Here is a 15,390-nt window from a genome sequence, read left to right on the forward strand (position 1 = left end):
TTGCCGTGATCCACATGCCCGATCGTCCCCACGTTCACGTGCGGCTTCGTCCGTTCGAATTTCTCCTTTGCCATTGTGTCCTCCCCGTAACCCTGCAGGGGTCATAGCCCCTGCGATTTTGCGATTATCTCGTCGGCCAGGCTCTTCGGCACCGGCTCATAGTGCGCGAACTGCATGCTGTACGTGGCCCTTCCCTGTGTCACGCTCCGAAGATCGGTGGCGTAGCCGAACATCTTGGACAACGGGACCTGGGCACCGATTATCTGCGAGCCCGCGTGGGCGTCGCTCTTGAGTATCCTGCCCCGCCTCGCGCTCAGGTCGCCCGTCACGCTGCCGACGTACTCGTCCGGCACCACGACCTCCACGTCCATCACCGGCTCCAGTATTATCGGCTGGCCCTTCTTCACCGCATCCTTGAGCCCTATCGAGGCGCATATCCTGAAAGCCATGTCCGAGGAGTCGACCTCGTGGTACGACCCGTCGAAGAGCGCCACCTTCATGTCGATCAGCGGGTAGCCGGCGATCGCGCCGCCGTCCATCGCCTCCGTCACGCCCCTCTTCACAGCCGGTATGTACTCCCTGGGCACCGAGCCGCCGACCACGTCGTCCTCGAACTCGAAGCCCTTGCCGCGCTCCAGCGGCTCCACCCGGAGCCATACGTGGGCGTACTGCCCGCGGCCGCCTGTCTGCTTTATGTACTTGGATTCGATCTCGACCTTCTTCGTGATCGTCTCCCGGTACGCCACCTGCGGCTTGCCCACGTTCGCCGCCACGTTGAACTCCCGGAGCAGCCTGTCCACTATTATCTCGAGGTGGAGCTCGCCCATCCCGGATATTATCGTCTGGCCCGTCTCATCGTCGACGTTGACTCTGAACGACGGGTCCTCGTTGGCCAGCTTCTGCAGCGAGAGCGACAGCTTCTCCTCGTCTGCCTTGGTCTTGGGCTCGATCGCGATCGAGATCACCGGAGCAGGAAACTCCATCTTCTCGAGCACTATCGGCTCCTTCTGGTCGCAGAGGGTGTCTCCGGTCCTCGTGAAGTTGAGCCCCACCGCGGCGAGTATCTCCCCCGCCTCGGCGCTGCGGATCTCCTCCCTCTTGTTGGCGTGCATCCGAAGGAGGCGCCCTATCCTCTCGCGCTTGCCGCGGATCGGGTTGAATACGGTCATCCCGCTCGCTATCGAACCGGAGTAGACCCTCATGAACGTGAGCTGTCCGACGTACGGATCGGTCATGATCTTGAAGGCAAGGGCCGCAAAGGGCTCCTTCGTGTCGGCCTTCCTCTTCTCGACCCTCTCCTCCTTGTCGGGGTTCACGCCCTCGATCGGCGGAACATCCAGGGGCGAGGGGAGATATTCGACCACGCCGTCGAGCAGCTGCTGCACCCCCTTGTTCTTGAACGCCGCCCCGCAGAAGACCGGCACCACCTTCATGCTCACAGTCGCCTTACGGGCCGCCCTCCTTATCTCCTCCTCCGACAGGGTGTGGCTCTCGAGGTACTTGTGGAGCAGCTCGTCGTCCGCCTCCACCACCGCCTCGATCAGCTTCTCGCGGTACTCGTCGACCATCGCGCTCATATCTTCTGGAACCGGGACCTCATCGAACTGGGAACCCTTGGTCTCGTCGTCGAACGCAAACGCCCTGCGTGAGACCAGGTCCACCACCCCCCTGAACTTGTCCTCCGCGCCCAGCGGAAGCTGGAAAGGCACCGCGTTGGCGGCAAGCCTATCCCTCATCATACGGACGCAGCGGAAGAAGTCGGCGCCGACGCGGTCCATCTTGTTGACGAACCCGATCTTCGGCACCCCGTAGCGGTTGGCCTGGCGCCAGACCGTCTCCGACTGAGGCTCAACCCCTGCCACCGCGTCGAAGACACCCACCGCGCCGTCGAGCACCCTGAGGCAGCGCTCGACCTCGACCGTGAAGTCGACGTGGCCGGGCGTGTCGATGATGTTTATGCGCCTGCCGAGCCACTCACACGTCGTCGCGGCGGCCGTGATCGTGATGCCGCGCTCCTGTTCCTGTTCCATCCAGTCCATCACCGCGGTCCCCTCGTGGACCTCGCCGATCTTATAGGTGATGCCCGTATAGAACAGGATGCGCTCGCTCACCGTGGTCTTGCCCGCATCGATGTGGGCAATGATCCCGATGTTGCGCACATTGTTCAGGTCTGTTGAATCCACCGACATCGTCTACCTCTGCACTCCTTTGGGCCGACCCCTCAACGGGGCCATGCGTTTCGCACCATGATATCAAAGAGCCGAATGTGCCCCTTCTACCATTTATAATGGGCAAACGCCTTGTTGGCCTCCGCCATCTTGTGTGTGTCCTCGCGCTTCTTGACCGCCGCCCCGCGGTTCTCTATCGCCTCGAGCAGCTCAGCGGCGAGCCTATCCTTCATCGTGCCCTCTTTGCGGCTGCGCGCGGCGGCCAGAAGCCAGCGGAAGCCCAGGGATACGCGCCTGTCGAAGCGGACCTCGACCGGGACCTGATATGTGGCGCCGCCCACGCGGCGGGAGCGGACCTCGATGATCGGCTTTATGTTCTCCATGGCCTGCTTGAAGAGCTTGACCGGATCGTCGTTCTTCTTCTCCTGCAGGACGTCGAACGTCCCGTAGACGACCCTCTCGGCGATCGACTTCTTGCCGCTCCACATCATGGTGCTGATGAGCTGGGCGACCAGCTTGTCGCCGTACTTCGGGTCCGGCGTGACCTCTCTCTTTAAGCTTCCTCTCTTTTTCCTTGGCATCGCAAACCCCTTCGTGACTCGTGACTCGTGACTCGTGACTCGTGACCCGTGACTCGCCTTATCGAGTGACGAGTCACGAGTGACGGACTTATTTCGGCTTCTTGGCGCCGTACTTGGAGCGGCTCTGCTTGCGGTTCTCCACCCCTGTGGAATCCAGCGTGCCCCTCACTATGTGATAGCGGACGCCGGGCAGGTCCTTGACGCGGCCGCCGCGCACCATGACCACCGAGTGCTCCTGGAGGTTGTGCCCTTCCCCGGGTATATAGGAGGTGACCTCGAATCCGTTCGTGAGCCTCACCCTAGCGACCTTGCGGAGCGCCGAGTTCGGCTTCTTGGGCGTAGTCGTGTAGACGCGGATGCAGACGCCCCGCCTCTGCGGGCAGCGCTGCAGCGCTGGGGATGCGGTGCGCATCTTGAGCTGCCTGCGGCCGATCCTTACAAGTTGATTTATCGTCGGCATAAAACCCCACTTGCGTCTTTTTTCAGGCAACGCGGGCCTATCGAAAGTGATTCAATTACAGGATTTTAGGCGCTCCTGCAGCACAATCCGCCGAAGAGCGGCGCAACCTAACAAAAGCCCCTGGCTAAGTCAAGGATTTTGCTGGTCTTATAAGATCCGCCTGTATTTTAAAGCGGTTCTTTAATATCAGCCTGCAACATCCTGACTTGCAATAAAATCTCCCTCTGGGAGAACTTCCACAAGCTCCTCGGGCATCTCCGCCACCTCGATTTCATAGCCCTTGTACTTGCGGAGCCCGGTGCCGGCCGGGATGAGCCGGCCCATGATCACATTCTCCTTGAGCCCCCTCAGGTAGTCCACCTTGCCCGATGCAGCGGCTTCGGTGAGGACCTTCGTGGTCTCCTGGAACGATGCGGCCGAGATGAAGCTCTCGGTGGATAGCGATGCCCTGGTGATGCCGAGCAGCATGGGCTCGCCTATCGCCGGGCTGCCGCCCTTGGCACGGATCTTCTCGTTCTCCGCCTCGAAGATCGACTTCTCGACCTGTTCGTCCTCCAGCCTCGTCGTATCGCCGGGATCGACTATTCGGACCCTCTTCAGCATCTGGCGCACTATTATCTCGATGTGCTTGTCGTTTATCCGCACGCCCTGGAGCCTGTAGACCTCCTGTATCTCGTCCACGAGGAACCTGGCGAGTTCCTTCTCGCCGAGCACCGCGAGTATATCGTGGGGGTTCGGGGAACCGTCCATGAGCTGCTCGCCGGCTTTGACAAAGTCGCCCTCGTGCACCGAGATGTGGCGGCCCTTGGGCACAGCGTACTCCTTCGGCTCGCCGACCTCAGGGGTGATGACTATGGTGCGCTTGCCCTTCGCGTCGGGCCCGAAAGAGACTGCGCCGTCGATCTCGGAGATGATGGCGTTGTCCTTGGGCTTGCGGGCCTCGAAGAGCTCCGCGACGCGCGGCAGGCCTCCGGTGATGTCCTTGGTCTTCGTGGTCTCGCGCGGGATCTTGGCGATCACGTCGCCCGCCATGACCTCGTCGCCCTCCGCCACGACTATGTTGGCGCCCACCGGCATGAGGTACCGCGCCTCGCCGCGGCCCGAAGGCAGATGCACGGTCGCCCCGCCGCTGTCCTTTATCGAGACGCGGGGTCTGGCAGTGGCGTCCTTCGAGGAGACGACGACCTTGCGGGAGAGGCCGGTGACCTCGTCCACCTGCTCGGTCATGGTGAGGCCCTCGATGATGTCGCCGAACTTCACGCGGCCCGAGACCTCCGTGAGGATGGGCACGGTGTAGGGATCCCATTCAGCGAGCAGCTCACCCGCCTTGACCTTCTCCCCCTCCCTGTGCAGCAGGATGGCGCCGTAGTTGAGCTTGTAGCGCTCGCGCTCGCGGCCCGCCTCGTCGGAGACGATGACGATGCCGTTGCGGTTCATGACCGTGAGCCTTCCCTCCTTGTTCACGACTATCTGCACCCCCTCGTACTTCACGACGCCCTCATGCCGCGATTCTAGGGCGGACTGCTCGACGCGCCTGGAGGCGGTTCCTCCGATGTGGAAGGTCCTCATGGTGAGCTGGGTGCCGGGCTCTCCGATGGACTGGGCGGCGATCACGCCGACCGACTCGCCCATGTTTACCAGGTGCCCGCGCGCGAGGTCGCGGCCGTAGCACTTGGCGCAGCAGCCCACGAGGCTCTTGCAGGTGAGGACCGAGCGGACCAGGACCTTCTCCAGGCCCGAGTCCTCGATCTTCTGGACCAGCTCCTCGTCTATCATCTGGTTCGAAGAGACTATCACCTCGTCGGTGTAGGGATCGCGTATGTCCTCGAGCGCAACGCGGCCGAGGATGCGGTCCGAGAGGGGCTCGATGACCTCTCCGCCCTCGACGAGCGCGCTCACCACCAGCCCGTCGAGAGTGCCGCAGTCATCTTCTCTCACGGTGGTGTCCTGCGCGACGTCGACCAGCCTCCTGGTGAGGTACCCGGAGTTGGCGGTCTTGAGCGCCGTGTCCGCAAGGCCCTTTCGCGCTCCGTGCGTGGATATGAAGTACTGCAGCACGTTCAGCCCCTCGCGGAAGTTGGCTGTGATCGGGGTCTCGATGATCTCGCCCGAGGGCTTGGCCATCAGTCCGCGCATCCCGGCCAGCTGGCGCATCTGCTGGGCGGACCCCCTGGCCCCGGAGTCGGCCATGATGAATATCGAGTTGAAGCTCATCTGCTCGCGCTTCTGGCCGTCGGGACCCTCGATGATCATCGTCGACATCCCCTTCATCATCTCGGAGGCCACATCCTCGGTCGTTGCCGCCCAGATATCCACGACCTTGTTGTATTTCTCTCCGGCGGTGATGAGGCCCTCGGTGTACTGCTCCTCCACCTCGCGGACCTCATCGTTCGCCTTGTCCACAAGGCCCTTCTTGGCCTCGGGGATCACCATGTCGTCGATGCAGATCGAGATGCCGGCCCTGGTGGCATAGCTGAAGCCGAGGGACCTGAGATGGTCGGCGAGCAGCACGGTCTCCTTGTCCTTGCAGAGGCGGTAGCAGAGGTCGATGAGATCCGCGATGGCCTTCTTGTCCATGACCTTGTTGATCGTGGAGAACGGGATCTGCTTTGGGACCACATCGTAGAGCATCACGCGGCCGGCCGTGGTCTCGCAGAGCTTACCGTCCATCCTGACCTTGATACGTGCCTGAAGGTCGATCGCGCCCGCGTCGTAGGCGACGCGAACCTCGTCGGGCGAACTGAATATGCTGCCCTCGCCGTTCACGAAGGCCCTCTCCCTCGTCATGTAGTAGATGCCGAGCACCATGTCCTGGGTGGGCACGATGATCGGCTTGCCGTTTGCCGGCGACAGTATGTTGTTCGTGGAGAGCAGAAGGACCCTCGCCTCCATCTGTGCCTCGACGGAGAGCGGCACGTGCACCGCCATCTGGTCGCCGTCGAAGTCGGCGTTGAACGCGGCGCAGACCAGCGGGTGCAGCTGTATCGCCTTGCCCTCGGTGAGCACCGGCTCGAAGGCCTGGATGCCCAGCCTGTGCAGAGTGGGAGCTCGGTTGAGCATGACCGGATGCTCCTTGATCACCTCGGCCAGTGCGTCCCAGACCTCAGGGGTCTCCTTCTCGACGAGCCGCTTGGCGCTCTTGATCGTCGCGGACAGGCCCCTGAGCTCGAGCTTGTTGTAGATGAACGGCTTGAAGAGCTCGATCGCCATGGTCTTGGGCAGCCCGCACTCGTGGAGCCTGAGCTCGGGACCCACCACGATCACCGAGCGGCCAGAGTAGTCCACGCGCTTTCCAAGCAGGTTCTGCCGGAAGCGGCCCTGCTTGCCCTTGAGCATGTCCGAGAGAGAGCGCAACGGCCTGCGGTTCGGGCCCACGAACGGCCTCGCCCTGCGGCCGTTGTCGAAGAGCGCGTCCACAGCCTCCTGCAGCATGCGCTTCTCGTTTCTTATGATGATGTCGGGCGCGTTGAGCTCGATGAGCCTCTTGAGCCTGTTGTTGCGGTTGATGACGCGCCTGTAGAGGTCGTTCAGATCCGAGGTGGCGAATCTCCCGCCGTCGAGCGGGACCAGGGGGCGAAGATCAGGCGGCAGGACCGGGATGATGTCCAGCATCATCCACTCAGGCCTGTTCCCCGCTTCGCGGAACTGGTCCACGAGCTTGAGCCTCTTGGATATCTTCGTCGTGGCGGCCTCGGACTTCGCCTTCTTGAGGTCGCGCCTGAGCTTCTTGGAGAGCTCGTCCAGGTCCATCTTTGCGAGCATGTCCTTCACGACCTCGCCTCCCATGCCGACCATGAACGCGGGGCCGAACTCCTCCAGCGCCTTCTGGTAGGCGTCCTCGGTCAGTATCTCCCCCTCCTTGAGCCCGGTGTTGCCGGGGTCGACGACCATGTAGGCCTCGCAATAGAGCACCTTCTCGAGCTCCTTGAGGGAGACTTCGAGCATAGTTCCGATCCTCGAGGGCAAGCTCTTGAGGAACCAGATATGCGCGACGGGCGAGGCGAGCTTTATGTGCCCCATCCTCTCGCGTCGCACCTTGCTCTGGATCACCTCGACGCCGCACTTCTCGCAGACGATGCCGCGGTGCTTCATGCGCTTGTACTTGCCGCAGTTGCACTCGTAGTCTTTGACCGGCCCGAATATCTTGGCGCAGAAGAGCCCGTCGCGCTCAGGCTTGAAGGTGCGGTAGTTTATGGTCTCGGGCTTCTTGACCTCGCCGTGCGACCACTCCATGACCTTCTCGGGCGACGCGAGCTTGATGCGTATGCCCTCGAAGCTGAGCGGATCCTTGGGCTTCTCGAAGAAGTGATAGATATCCATAACTCTCCTCTTTGGACTCCATTAACGCTATTTGCCTGAACCGTGCTCCAGAAGCTCCACGTCGAGCGCAAGGGCCTGGAGCTCCTTGATCAGCACGTTGAACGACTCGGGCAGCCCCGGCTCCAGGACCTTCTCGCCCTTCACAATCGCCTCGTACATCCTCGTGCGGCCGGCCACGTCGTCCGACTTGACCGTGAGGAACTCCTGCAGCGCGAATGCGGCGCCGTACGCCTCCAGCGCCCAGACCTCCATCTCCCCCAGCCTCTGTCCGCCGAACTGGGCCTTGCCGCCCAGGGGCTGCTGCGTGACCAGCGAGTAGGGCCCGATGGATCGCGCGTGTATCTTCTCGTCCACCAGGTGGTGCAACTTCATCATGTACATGAGGCCGACCGTCACCTCGTGGTCGAACGATTCGCCGGTGCGGCCGTCGAACAGCACCGTCTTGCCGCTCTCCGGGAGCCCGGCCTGCCTGAGGGCTTCCTTCACCTCGGACTCTGAGGCGCCGTCGAAGACCGGAGTGGTGAAAGGCACGCCCTCGCGGAGCTTCTGCGCCATCTCCCTCACCTGTTTGTCGGTGGCCTTCTCGAGCCACTCGTTCATCGAGGCCGAGCTGTAGACCTTCTTTATCGCCTTGGAGAGCTCCTCTCGCGAACAGCTCCTCTTCACGAGCTCCTGTATCCTCTCGCCGATCGTGCGGGCGGCCCAGCCGAGGTGAGCCTCGAGGATCTGCCCCACGTTCATTCGCGAAGGCACGCCCAGCGGGTTGAGGACTATGTCGACCGGCCTTCCGTCGGCCATGTAGGGCATGTCCTCCTCCGGGAGTATGCGCGAGATCACGCCCTTGTTTCCGTGGCGGCCCGCCATCTTGTCGCCCACCGAGAGCTTGCGCTTGATGGCGACGTAGACCTTCACCATCTTGATGACGCCGGGGGGCAGCTCGTCGCCCTTGGTGAGGCGGTTGATCTTCTGGTCGTACATCATCCTGACCATGTCCTGCTGCTCGTCGATCTCGTCGAAGAGCTCGGCCAGCTCCGCCTCTATCTCGTCTCCGCCCTCTACCGATATCTCGCTCCACTTGCTGAACGGTATCTTGTTGAGGGTCTCATCGGATATCGTCTTTCCCTTGGCCAGCAGGACCTTCTCCTCCTCCGCGTCCATGACCTTGGAGGTGGAGACTCGGCCCACGAGCAGGTGCCTGATGCGCTTGGTGGCGGTCTCCATGATGCCGTTTATCTCGACTTCCATGTCCTTGTTGATCTTGGTCTTCTCCTCGTCCTGGATCTCCTTTGCGCGCTCGTCGAGCTCCACCCCCTCGCGCGAGAAGACCTGCGCTCCGATGACCACGCCCGAGACCCCCGGCGGGACCCTCAGGCTCGTGTCCTTAACGTCTCCCGCCTTGTCGCCGAATATGGCGCGCAGCAGCCTCTCCTCCGGGGAGAGCTGAGTCTCGCCCTTGGGCGTGACCTTGCCTACGAGGATGTCGCCCGATTTCACCTCTGCGCCGATGCGGACGATCCCGGACTCGTCGAGATCCATCAGGGCCTCGTCGCCGACGTTCGGGATGTCGCGGGTTATGTCCTCCTTGCCCAGCTTGGTGTCGCGGGCCGCGCACTCGAACTCCTCGATGTGGATGGAGGTGAAGGCGTCGTCCTTGACCACCCTCTCGCTGATGAGGATGGAGTCCTCGAAGTTGTAGCCGCCCCAGGGCATGAAGGCCACGACCACGTTCTGGCCCAGCGCGAGCTCGCCCTCTTCCGTGGCGGGCCCGTCGGCGATGACGTCGCCCCTGCGCACCTTGTCGCCCTTCTTAACGATCGGATTCTGGTTGATGCAGGTGCTCTGGTTGGAGCGCCGGTACTTGGTGAGGTTGTAGATGTCGACCTCAGAGGCGAACTTCTTCCTCTCGCCCTTGTCGGCGCGGACCACTATCCTGTTGGCGTCCACCTCCGCGATCACACCGTCGCGCTTTGCGACAATGGTCACGCCCGAATCGCGCGCCAGGGTGCCCTCGACGCCGGTCCCGACGACCGGCGACTGCGTGCGCAGAAGCGGAACGGCCTGCCTCTGCATGTTCGATCCCATGAGGGCGCGGTTCGCGTCGTCGTGCTCGAGGAACGGGATGAGAGCGGCCGCCACCGAGACGAGCTGCTGAGGCGAGACGTCCATGAGCCTCACGTCCTCCCTGTTGGCCATCACGAACTCGCCGCGTTCCCGGCTCTGGATCTTCTCGTTGACCAGCATCCCCTTGCTGTCGAGGCCGGCGTTGGCCTGCGCGATCGAGATATCGCTCTCGTCGAGCGCGGAGCAGAAGCTCACGTTCTCGGTGACCTTGCCGGCCTTGACCTGGCGATAGGGGGTCTCGATGAACCCGTAGTCGTTCACCTTCGCGTAGAGCGAAAGAGATGCGATGAGGCCGATGTTGGGGCCTTCCGGGGTCTCGATGGGGCAGATGCGGCCGTAGTGCGTGGGATGCACGTCGCGCACCTCGAATCCTGCCCTCTCCCTAGTGAGCCCTCCCGGCCCGAGGGCCGACAGCCTGCGCTTGTGAGTCACCTCGGAGAGCGGGTTCGTCTGGTCCATGAACTGAGAAAGCTGGCTCGATCCGAAGAACTCCTTGATCACCGCGCTGACCGGCTTCGGGTTGATGAGGTCGTGCGGCATGAGCGTCTCGACGTCCTGCAGGCTCATGCGCTCGCGAATCGCCCTCTCCATCCTTATGAGGCCGACCCTGTACTGGTTCTCCAGAAGCTCGCCCACCGAGCGCACCCTGCGGTTTCCCAGGTGGTCGATGTCGTCGATCTCGCCCTCGCCGTCCTTGAGGCCGATGAGGTAGCGCACCGTCTCGATGATGTCCTCCTTGCGGAGGGTCCCCACCTCGAGCGGAACATCGAAACCGAACTTGTAGTTGAGCTTGAGCCGCCCGACCTTCGAGAGGTCGTAGCGCTCCGGGTTGTAGAACAGGTTGTCGAAGAGCGAGGCGGCCGCCTCGGGCGTCGAGGGATCGCCGGGCCTGAGCCTCCGGTATATCTCGAGCTTCGCCTCCTCGGGCGTGGTCACCTTGTCGGCCTTGAGCGTGTTGAGCAGGTAGGGCCCCACGTTGAGATCGTCGATGAAGAGGAGATTGAGCTGGCCGATCTTCCTGTCGGTGATCTCCTCGAGCTTCTTCTCGGTCAGCTCCTCGCCGACCGCGAGCACCACCTCGCCGGTCGCCGGATCGACCACGTCGTTGGCGGTGAATCGGCCGATGATCTCCTCGGCGTCCACCGGTATCTGCATGCCCTTGATCTCCGATAACGCCTCAAGGGCCTGCCGCGTAAAGCGCTTTCCCTTCTTCACCAAAGTCGTGCCGGTCTTCGGGTCCTTTATGTCCTTGCTCGCGCGCTGATAGCGCAACAGCTCCGGCACCACGTTCTTCTCGAATTTATTGCGGCCCTGTATTGTGACCGACTCGCTCTGATAATACATCCCCAGCAGCTCCTCCTCGGAGAAGCCAAGGGCGCGAAGCAGTATCGTGGCAGGCATTTTGCGGCGCCGGTCGATCCTCACGTGTATGATGTCCTTCGCGTCGAACTCGAAGTCGAGCCACGCCCCGCGGTACGGTATCATGCGGGCGGCGAAGAGCAGCTTCCCGGTCGAATGCGTCTTGCCCTTGTCGTGCTCGAAGAACACGCCCGGGCTTCGGTGCAGCTGAGAGACGATGACCCGCTCCGTGCCGTTTATGATGAACGTGCCGAAGTCGGTCATCAGCGGGACCTCGCCGAAGTAGACCTCCTGCTCTTTGACGTCGCGTATGGTCTGCGCGCCCGTCGCCTCGTCGACGTCCCAGACCACGAGCCTGACCGTCACCCTCATCGGCGCGGCGAAGGTCATGCCGCGATTGCGGCACTCCTGCTCGTCGTAGCGCGGCGCTTCCATGCAGTACTGCACGAACTCCAGCGACGCGGTTTGGTTGAACCCTTTTATCGGAAAGACGCTCCTGAAGACCCCCTGGAGGCCGATATCCCCCCTCTGCTCCGGCGGGGTGTCGGACTGGAGAAACTGCTGGAACGACTTCTGCTGTATCTCTATCAGCGGCGGGATATCCACCACGTGTCTGATCTTGGAAAAGTCTTTTCGGATGCGACGGACCGGAAGGGTTGCCATATGCTCTCCTTGACTTCGATGTCAGACAAGAGCGCGCGCCTGGGCTCCCGGCCCAGGCCGCAATCTCAGGAAGCTATAAAAACGCTTTGTGCCAGGGAGCCGAGCACTCAAGTCATAACAAGAATCGGGTTTTTGAACCGGCTGCTTGTTATGTCTTGAGTGCTCGGCATCCCCGGCACTCGTTTCCGCAACGTCGATTTACTTGATCTCCACCTTCGCGCCGGCCGCCTCGAGCTTCTTCTTCATCTCGGCCGCCTCTTCCTTTGTGACGCTCTCCTTCACCGGCTTCGGAGCGCCCTCGACCAGGTCCTTGGCCTCCTTCAGGCCCAGGCTCGTGATAGCGCGGACTTCCTTGATCACGTTGATCTTGTTGGCGCCTGCTTCGGCCAGCACCACCGTGAACTCGGTCTGCTCCTCGGCCGCCGCTGCCGGCGCTGCCGCCGCGACCGCCACAGGGGCCGCCGCCGACACGCCGAATGTGCTCTCGAGGTCCTTGACGAGCTCTGACACTTCCATCAGCGTCATTCCCTTCAGGGCCTCTACGATCTCCGTCCTTCCTAACGTCGCCATGACTTCCTCCTTGATCTTAGCACCCCAATCGATGCCGTACCGCCTGCGTTACAGCCCGAGTGGGCGCGGCCATGTAGTTCGCGCCGCCGATTAAGTGCGTTGGTTTCAGTTTATGCCTGCTTGGTCTCCCTGACTGCGTTGATGGCGTAGACGAGCTTGCGCGGGACCGCGGAGAGCACGCCGACGAAATTTGCGGCCGGCGCGTTCATGGAGGCAAGCGCCCTCGCCAGCAGCACCTCGCGCGACGGCATCCTGGCCAGCGTCTCGACCTCGGCCGGCCCTATCTCCTTGCCGTCGAGGAACCCGCCCTTCACCGAAAGCTTTTCATGGTCCTTCGCGAAGTCCACCAGCGCCTTGGCCGGGTTGACCGGGTCGGCCGTGTTGATGGCGACGGCGGTCGGGCCGGTGAAATACTTCTCGAGGTGCTCAAACCCCATCTGCTTGAGGGCGCGCTTCATCAGGCGGTTTTTCACCACCTTGAACCACGTGTCGCCCTTGCGCAGATTGCCGCGAAGGTTCGTCATCTCGGAGACCTTGAGCCCCCTGTAGTCGGCGAATATGAGCACCTTCGCCTTCTCGAGGCGATCGCTCAAACTCTTTACCTCCTCAACCTTTCTCTGTTTTTCCACGTCGTCCTCCTTGGAACAGGCCTCATGAGGAGGCGCTCTATAAGTTGGTCACGTCGATGCGTATGCCGGGGGTCATCGTCGCTGAGATGGCCATCGACTTCAGGTATGTCCCCTTGGCGGCGGCCGGCTTCGCCTTGTTGATCGCCTCCACGAGCGCAAGCACGTTATCCTTCAGCTTGGCCGCGCCGAACGAGCGCTTGCCGACCGGGGCGTGCACTATGGACGCCTTGTCTATGCGGAACTCGACCTTTCCGGCCTTCTGCTCGGCGACCGCCCTTTTGATGTCCGCCGTGACCGTGCCGAGCTTCGGATTGGGCATGAGCCCCCTGGGGCCCAGGACCTTTCCGAGCCTGCCCACCACTCCCATCATGTCCGGGGAGGCGACCACCTTGTCGAACTCGAACCACCCGCCCTGGATCTTCTCGACCAGTTCCTCGCCGCCCACCACGTCGGCGCCCGCGTCCTCGGCCTCCTTGGCCTTGTCGCCCTTGGCGAAGACGAGCACGCGGACCTTCTTGCCGATGCCGTGCGGAAGCACGACCGCGCCGCGGACCGACTGGTCGGTCTGCTTCGCGTCGATGCCGAGCCTCAGGGCAACGTCGACAGTCTCATCGAACTTTGCCTTGCCGAACCCATCCAGGATCGACAGCGCCTCGTCGAGGCCGTGCTTTTTCTGCGTGTCAACCTTGGCCCTGTCCGCCTTGTACCTCTTGCCCTGCTTCGTCATATTGACCTCCCTGTTGTGCGAACGCCCGGCATGATGCCGGGCTCCAACAGTCGTGTTGACAATCCGGCCTCAGCCCACGACCTCTATGCCCATATTGCGCGCCGTGCCTTCGATGGTGCGCATCGCGGACTCGAGGCTCGCGCAGTTGAGGTCCGGCAGCTTTATCTTAGCGATCTCTTCAATCTGGGCCCTGGTGACCTTGCCGACCTTCACCTTGTTGGGCTGGCCCGAGCCCTTCTCTATCTTGGCCGCCTTCAGGAGAAGGACCGGGGCCGGCGGCGTCTTCAGGATGAAGGAGAATGAGCGGTCCTGATAGACGGTGATGATCACCGGGGTGATCATGCCGGCCTGCTTCTGCGTCCTGGCGTTGAACTGCTTGCAGAACTCCATGATGTTGACGCCGTGCTGCCCGAGCGCCGGCCCTACCGGCGGCGCCGGATTAGCCTGCCCCGCAGGACACTGCAGCTTGATCTGTGCGATAACTTTCTTTGCCATGACGTCCTCGCTTAGTTGACTTTCTCAACCTGTGTGAAATCGAGTTCGATCGGCGTCGAACGGCCGAATATGCTCACCATGACCTTGAGCTTGCCCTTTCCCTCGTGGACCTCGTCGACGATGCCTGCGAAGGTGGAGAAGGGCCCGCTGATGACCCTGACGTTCTCGCCCTTCTCGAACTCGACCCTGGGCTTGGGCTTGAGGGTGCCCTCCTCGATCTGGCTGGTGATCCGGGCCACCTCATCGTCCGGCACCACCGGCGGATTCATCGAGCCCCCAACGAAACCGGTGACCTTTGGCGTGCCCTTCACTATGTGCCAGGTGGTCTCGTTGAGCTCCATCCTCACGAGCACGTAGCCGGGGAAGAACTGACGCTTGGTCGTCCTCTTCACGCCCTTCTTGACCTCCACCACGTTCTCCTGGGGCACGAGCACGCCCTCGAACATATGCTCGACGCCGTGCTGCCTGATCCTCTCCTCGAGCGCCTTCTTCGCCTTCTGCTCGTATCCGGAGTATGTGTGGACTACGTACCAGTGCATCGTCATTTTATCCTCGTCCCCCGGGGAAGCGCCTCACTGATAGAACACCTTGACCAGCATGCCCCACAGCATGTCGAAACCGAAGAGTATGACCGCGCATATGCCCACCAGCACCGAGACCACTCCGGTGGAGAGCACGGTCTCCTTCTTGTTCGGCCACGTCACCTTGCCCAGCTCGGTGATCACCTCGTTCGTGAACGCGCCGACCCTGGAGCTCCTCAGGAGGGCGACAAACGTCGCCAGCCCGATCGCCGCGGAGAGCATGTCCACCGGCGACACTATCCAGTCCGCCGGCATCGGGAGCCTCGCCAGGACCCATGCGGTGGCGAATATCTCCCGGAAGAGGAGCCACGCCACGGCGCCGCATGCCAGATATATGAGGCTCACCGCCTTCTGACTTCTCTGCATCCTCTACCTCTCTGCAGGGGAGACAGGAATCGAACCTGCAACCCCCGGTTTTGGAGACCGGTGCTCTGCCAATTGAGCTACTCCCCTAACAGCTACTTCGTTTCCCTGTGCACGGTATGCTTCCTGCAGAACCGGCAGTACTTCTTCATCTCGAGGCGATCGGGGGTCTTCTGTTTGTTTTTGGTCGTGGAGTAGTTGCGCCTCTTGCACTCCTGACACGCCATTTGAATTATCGCTCTCATGAACGCCAACCCTCCCTTTCACCTTTGAGCTTTCAGCTTTGAGCTGCTATTCGAGTATCTCGGTGACGACGCCTGCGCCCACCGTCCGGCCGCCCTCGCGCACCGCAA

General features: G+C 62.2%; 13 protein-coding genes and 1 tRNA gene. All 14 read right to left on the reverse strand.

Annotated features, from left to right (window positions below):
- A partial coding sequence (locus JXA24_08225) for an elongation factor Tu (protein ID MBN1283739.1) occupies nt 1-74 on the reverse strand: 74 nt, incomplete at its 3' end.
- Between the two features lie 27 nt (nt 75-101).
- A complete protein-coding gene (gene fusA / locus JXA24_08230) occupies nt 102-2,189 on the reverse strand; it encodes an elongation factor G (GenBank protein MBN1283740.1) in 2,088 nt (695 codons plus the stop codon).
- Between the two features lie 86 nt (nt 2,190-2,275).
- A complete protein-coding gene (gene rpsG / locus JXA24_08235) occupies nt 2,276-2,749 on the reverse strand; it encodes a 30S ribosomal protein S7 (GenBank protein ID MBN1283741.1) in 474 nt (157 codons plus the stop codon).
- An 88-nt stretch (nt 2,750-2,837) separates the two neighbouring features.
- Nucleotides 2,838-3,209, reverse strand: coding sequence for a 30S ribosomal protein S12 (locus JXA24_08240; GenBank protein ID MBN1283742.1), 372 nt, complete (start codon nt 3,207-3,209; stop codon nt 2,838-2,840).
- A 186-nt stretch (nt 3,210-3,395) separates the two neighbouring features.
- Nucleotides 3,396-7,529 (reverse strand): DNA-directed RNA polymerase subunit beta', encoded by a 4,134-nt coding sequence (rpoC, locus tag JXA24_08245; protein MBN1283743.1) that lies wholly within the window; start codon nt 7,527-7,529, stop codon nt 3,396-3,398.
- 27 nt (nt 7,530-7,556) lie between these two features.
- Complete coding sequence (gene rpoB / locus JXA24_08250; GenBank protein ID MBN1283744.1) at nt 7,557-11,672, reverse strand: DNA-directed RNA polymerase subunit beta; 4,116 nt, start codon at nt 11,670-11,672, stop codon at nt 7,557-7,559.
- Nucleotides 11,673-11,870: 198 nt separating this feature from the next.
- A complete protein-coding gene (rplL, locus tag JXA24_08255; GenBank protein ID MBN1283745.1) occupies nt 11,871-12,242 on the reverse strand; it encodes a 50S ribosomal protein L7/L12 in 372 nt (123 codons plus the stop codon).
- A gap of 110 nt (nt 12,243-12,352) precedes the next feature.
- A complete protein-coding gene (rplJ, locus tag JXA24_08260) occupies nt 12,353-12,871 on the reverse strand; it encodes a 50S ribosomal protein L10 (GenBank protein ID MBN1283746.1) in 519 nt (172 codons plus the stop codon).
- A gap of 37 nt (nt 12,872-12,908) precedes the next feature.
- Nucleotides 12,909-13,598 (reverse strand): 50S ribosomal protein L1, encoded by a 690-nt coding sequence (locus JXA24_08265; protein MBN1283747.1) that lies wholly within the window; start codon nt 13,596-13,598, stop codon nt 12,909-12,911.
- A 69-nt stretch (nt 13,599-13,667) separates the two neighbouring features.
- Entirely contained in the window at nt 13,668-14,093 is a 426-nt protein-coding gene (gene rplK / locus JXA24_08270; GenBank protein MBN1283748.1) for a 50S ribosomal protein L11, read from the reverse strand.
- An 11-nt stretch (nt 14,094-14,104) separates the two neighbouring features.
- Nucleotides 14,105-14,638 carry a transcription termination/antitermination protein NusG gene (nusG, locus tag JXA24_08275; protein MBN1283749.1) on the reverse strand — a complete coding sequence of 178 codons (534 nt, stop codon included), beginning with the start codon at nt 14,636-14,638 and terminating at the stop codon, nt 14,105-14,107.
- A 27-nt stretch (nt 14,639-14,665) separates the two neighbouring features.
- Nucleotides 14,666-15,040: a preprotein translocase subunit SecE gene (gene secE, locus JXA24_08280; protein ID MBN1283750.1), complete on the reverse strand. Its 375-nt coding sequence runs from the start codon at nt 15,038-15,040 to the stop codon at nt 14,666-14,668.
- A gap of 14 nt (nt 15,041-15,054) precedes the next feature.
- Nucleotides 15,055-15,127: transfer RNA gene (locus tag JXA24_08285), tRNA-Trp, on the reverse strand.
- 5 nt (nt 15,128-15,132) lie between these two features.
- Nucleotides 15,133-15,282 (reverse strand): 50S ribosomal protein L33, encoded by a 150-nt coding sequence (gene rpmG, locus JXA24_08290; GenBank protein ID MBN1283751.1) that lies wholly within the window; start codon nt 15,280-15,282, stop codon nt 15,133-15,135.
- Nucleotides 15,283-15,390: the final 108 nt, after the last annotated feature.

The organism is Pseudomonadota bacterium, assembly GCA_016927275.1.
GTDB lineage: Bacteria > UBA10199 > UBA10199 > 2-02-FULL-44-16 > JAAZCA01 > JAFGMW01.

Coding starts and splice junctions, on each gene's coding strand:
- secE (MBN1283750.1), bottom strand. CDS start 15,040: ATGCAGAGAAGTCAGAAGGCGGTGAGCCTCATATATCTGGCATGCGGC.
- rpoC (MBN1283743.1), bottom strand. CDS start 7,529: ATGGATATCTATCACTTCTTCGAGAAGCCCAAGGATCCGCTCAGCTTC.
- JXA24_08240 (MBN1283742.1), bottom strand. CDS start 3,209: ATGCCGACGATAAATCAACTTGTAAGGATCGGCCGCAGGCAGCTCAAG.
- nusG (MBN1283749.1), bottom strand. CDS start 14,638: ATGACGATGCACTGGTACGTAGTCCACACATACTCCGGATACGAGCAG.
- rpoB (MBN1283744.1), bottom strand. CDS start 11,672: ATGGCAACCCTTCCGGTCCGTCGCATCCGAAAAGACTTTTCCAAGATC.
- rpsG (MBN1283741.1), bottom strand. CDS start 2,749: ATGCCAAGGAAAAAGAGAGGAAGCTTAAAGAGAGAGGTCACGCCGGAC.
- rpmG (MBN1283751.1), bottom strand. CDS start 15,282: ATGAGAGCGATAATTCAAATGGCGTGTCAGGAGTGCAAGAGGCGCAAC.
- rplL (MBN1283745.1), bottom strand. CDS start 12,242: ATGGCGACGTTAGGAAGGACGGAGATCGTAGAGGCCCTGAAGGGAATG.
- JXA24_08265 (MBN1283747.1), bottom strand. CDS start 13,598: ATGACGAAGCAGGGCAAGAGGTACAAGGCGGACAGGGCCAAGGTTGAC.
- fusA (MBN1283740.1), bottom strand. CDS start 2,189: ATGTCGGTGGATTCAACAGACCTGAACAATGTGCGCAACATCGGGATC.
- rplK (MBN1283748.1), bottom strand. CDS start 14,093: ATGGCAAAGAAAGTTATCGCACAGATCAAGCTGCAGTGTCCTGCGGGG.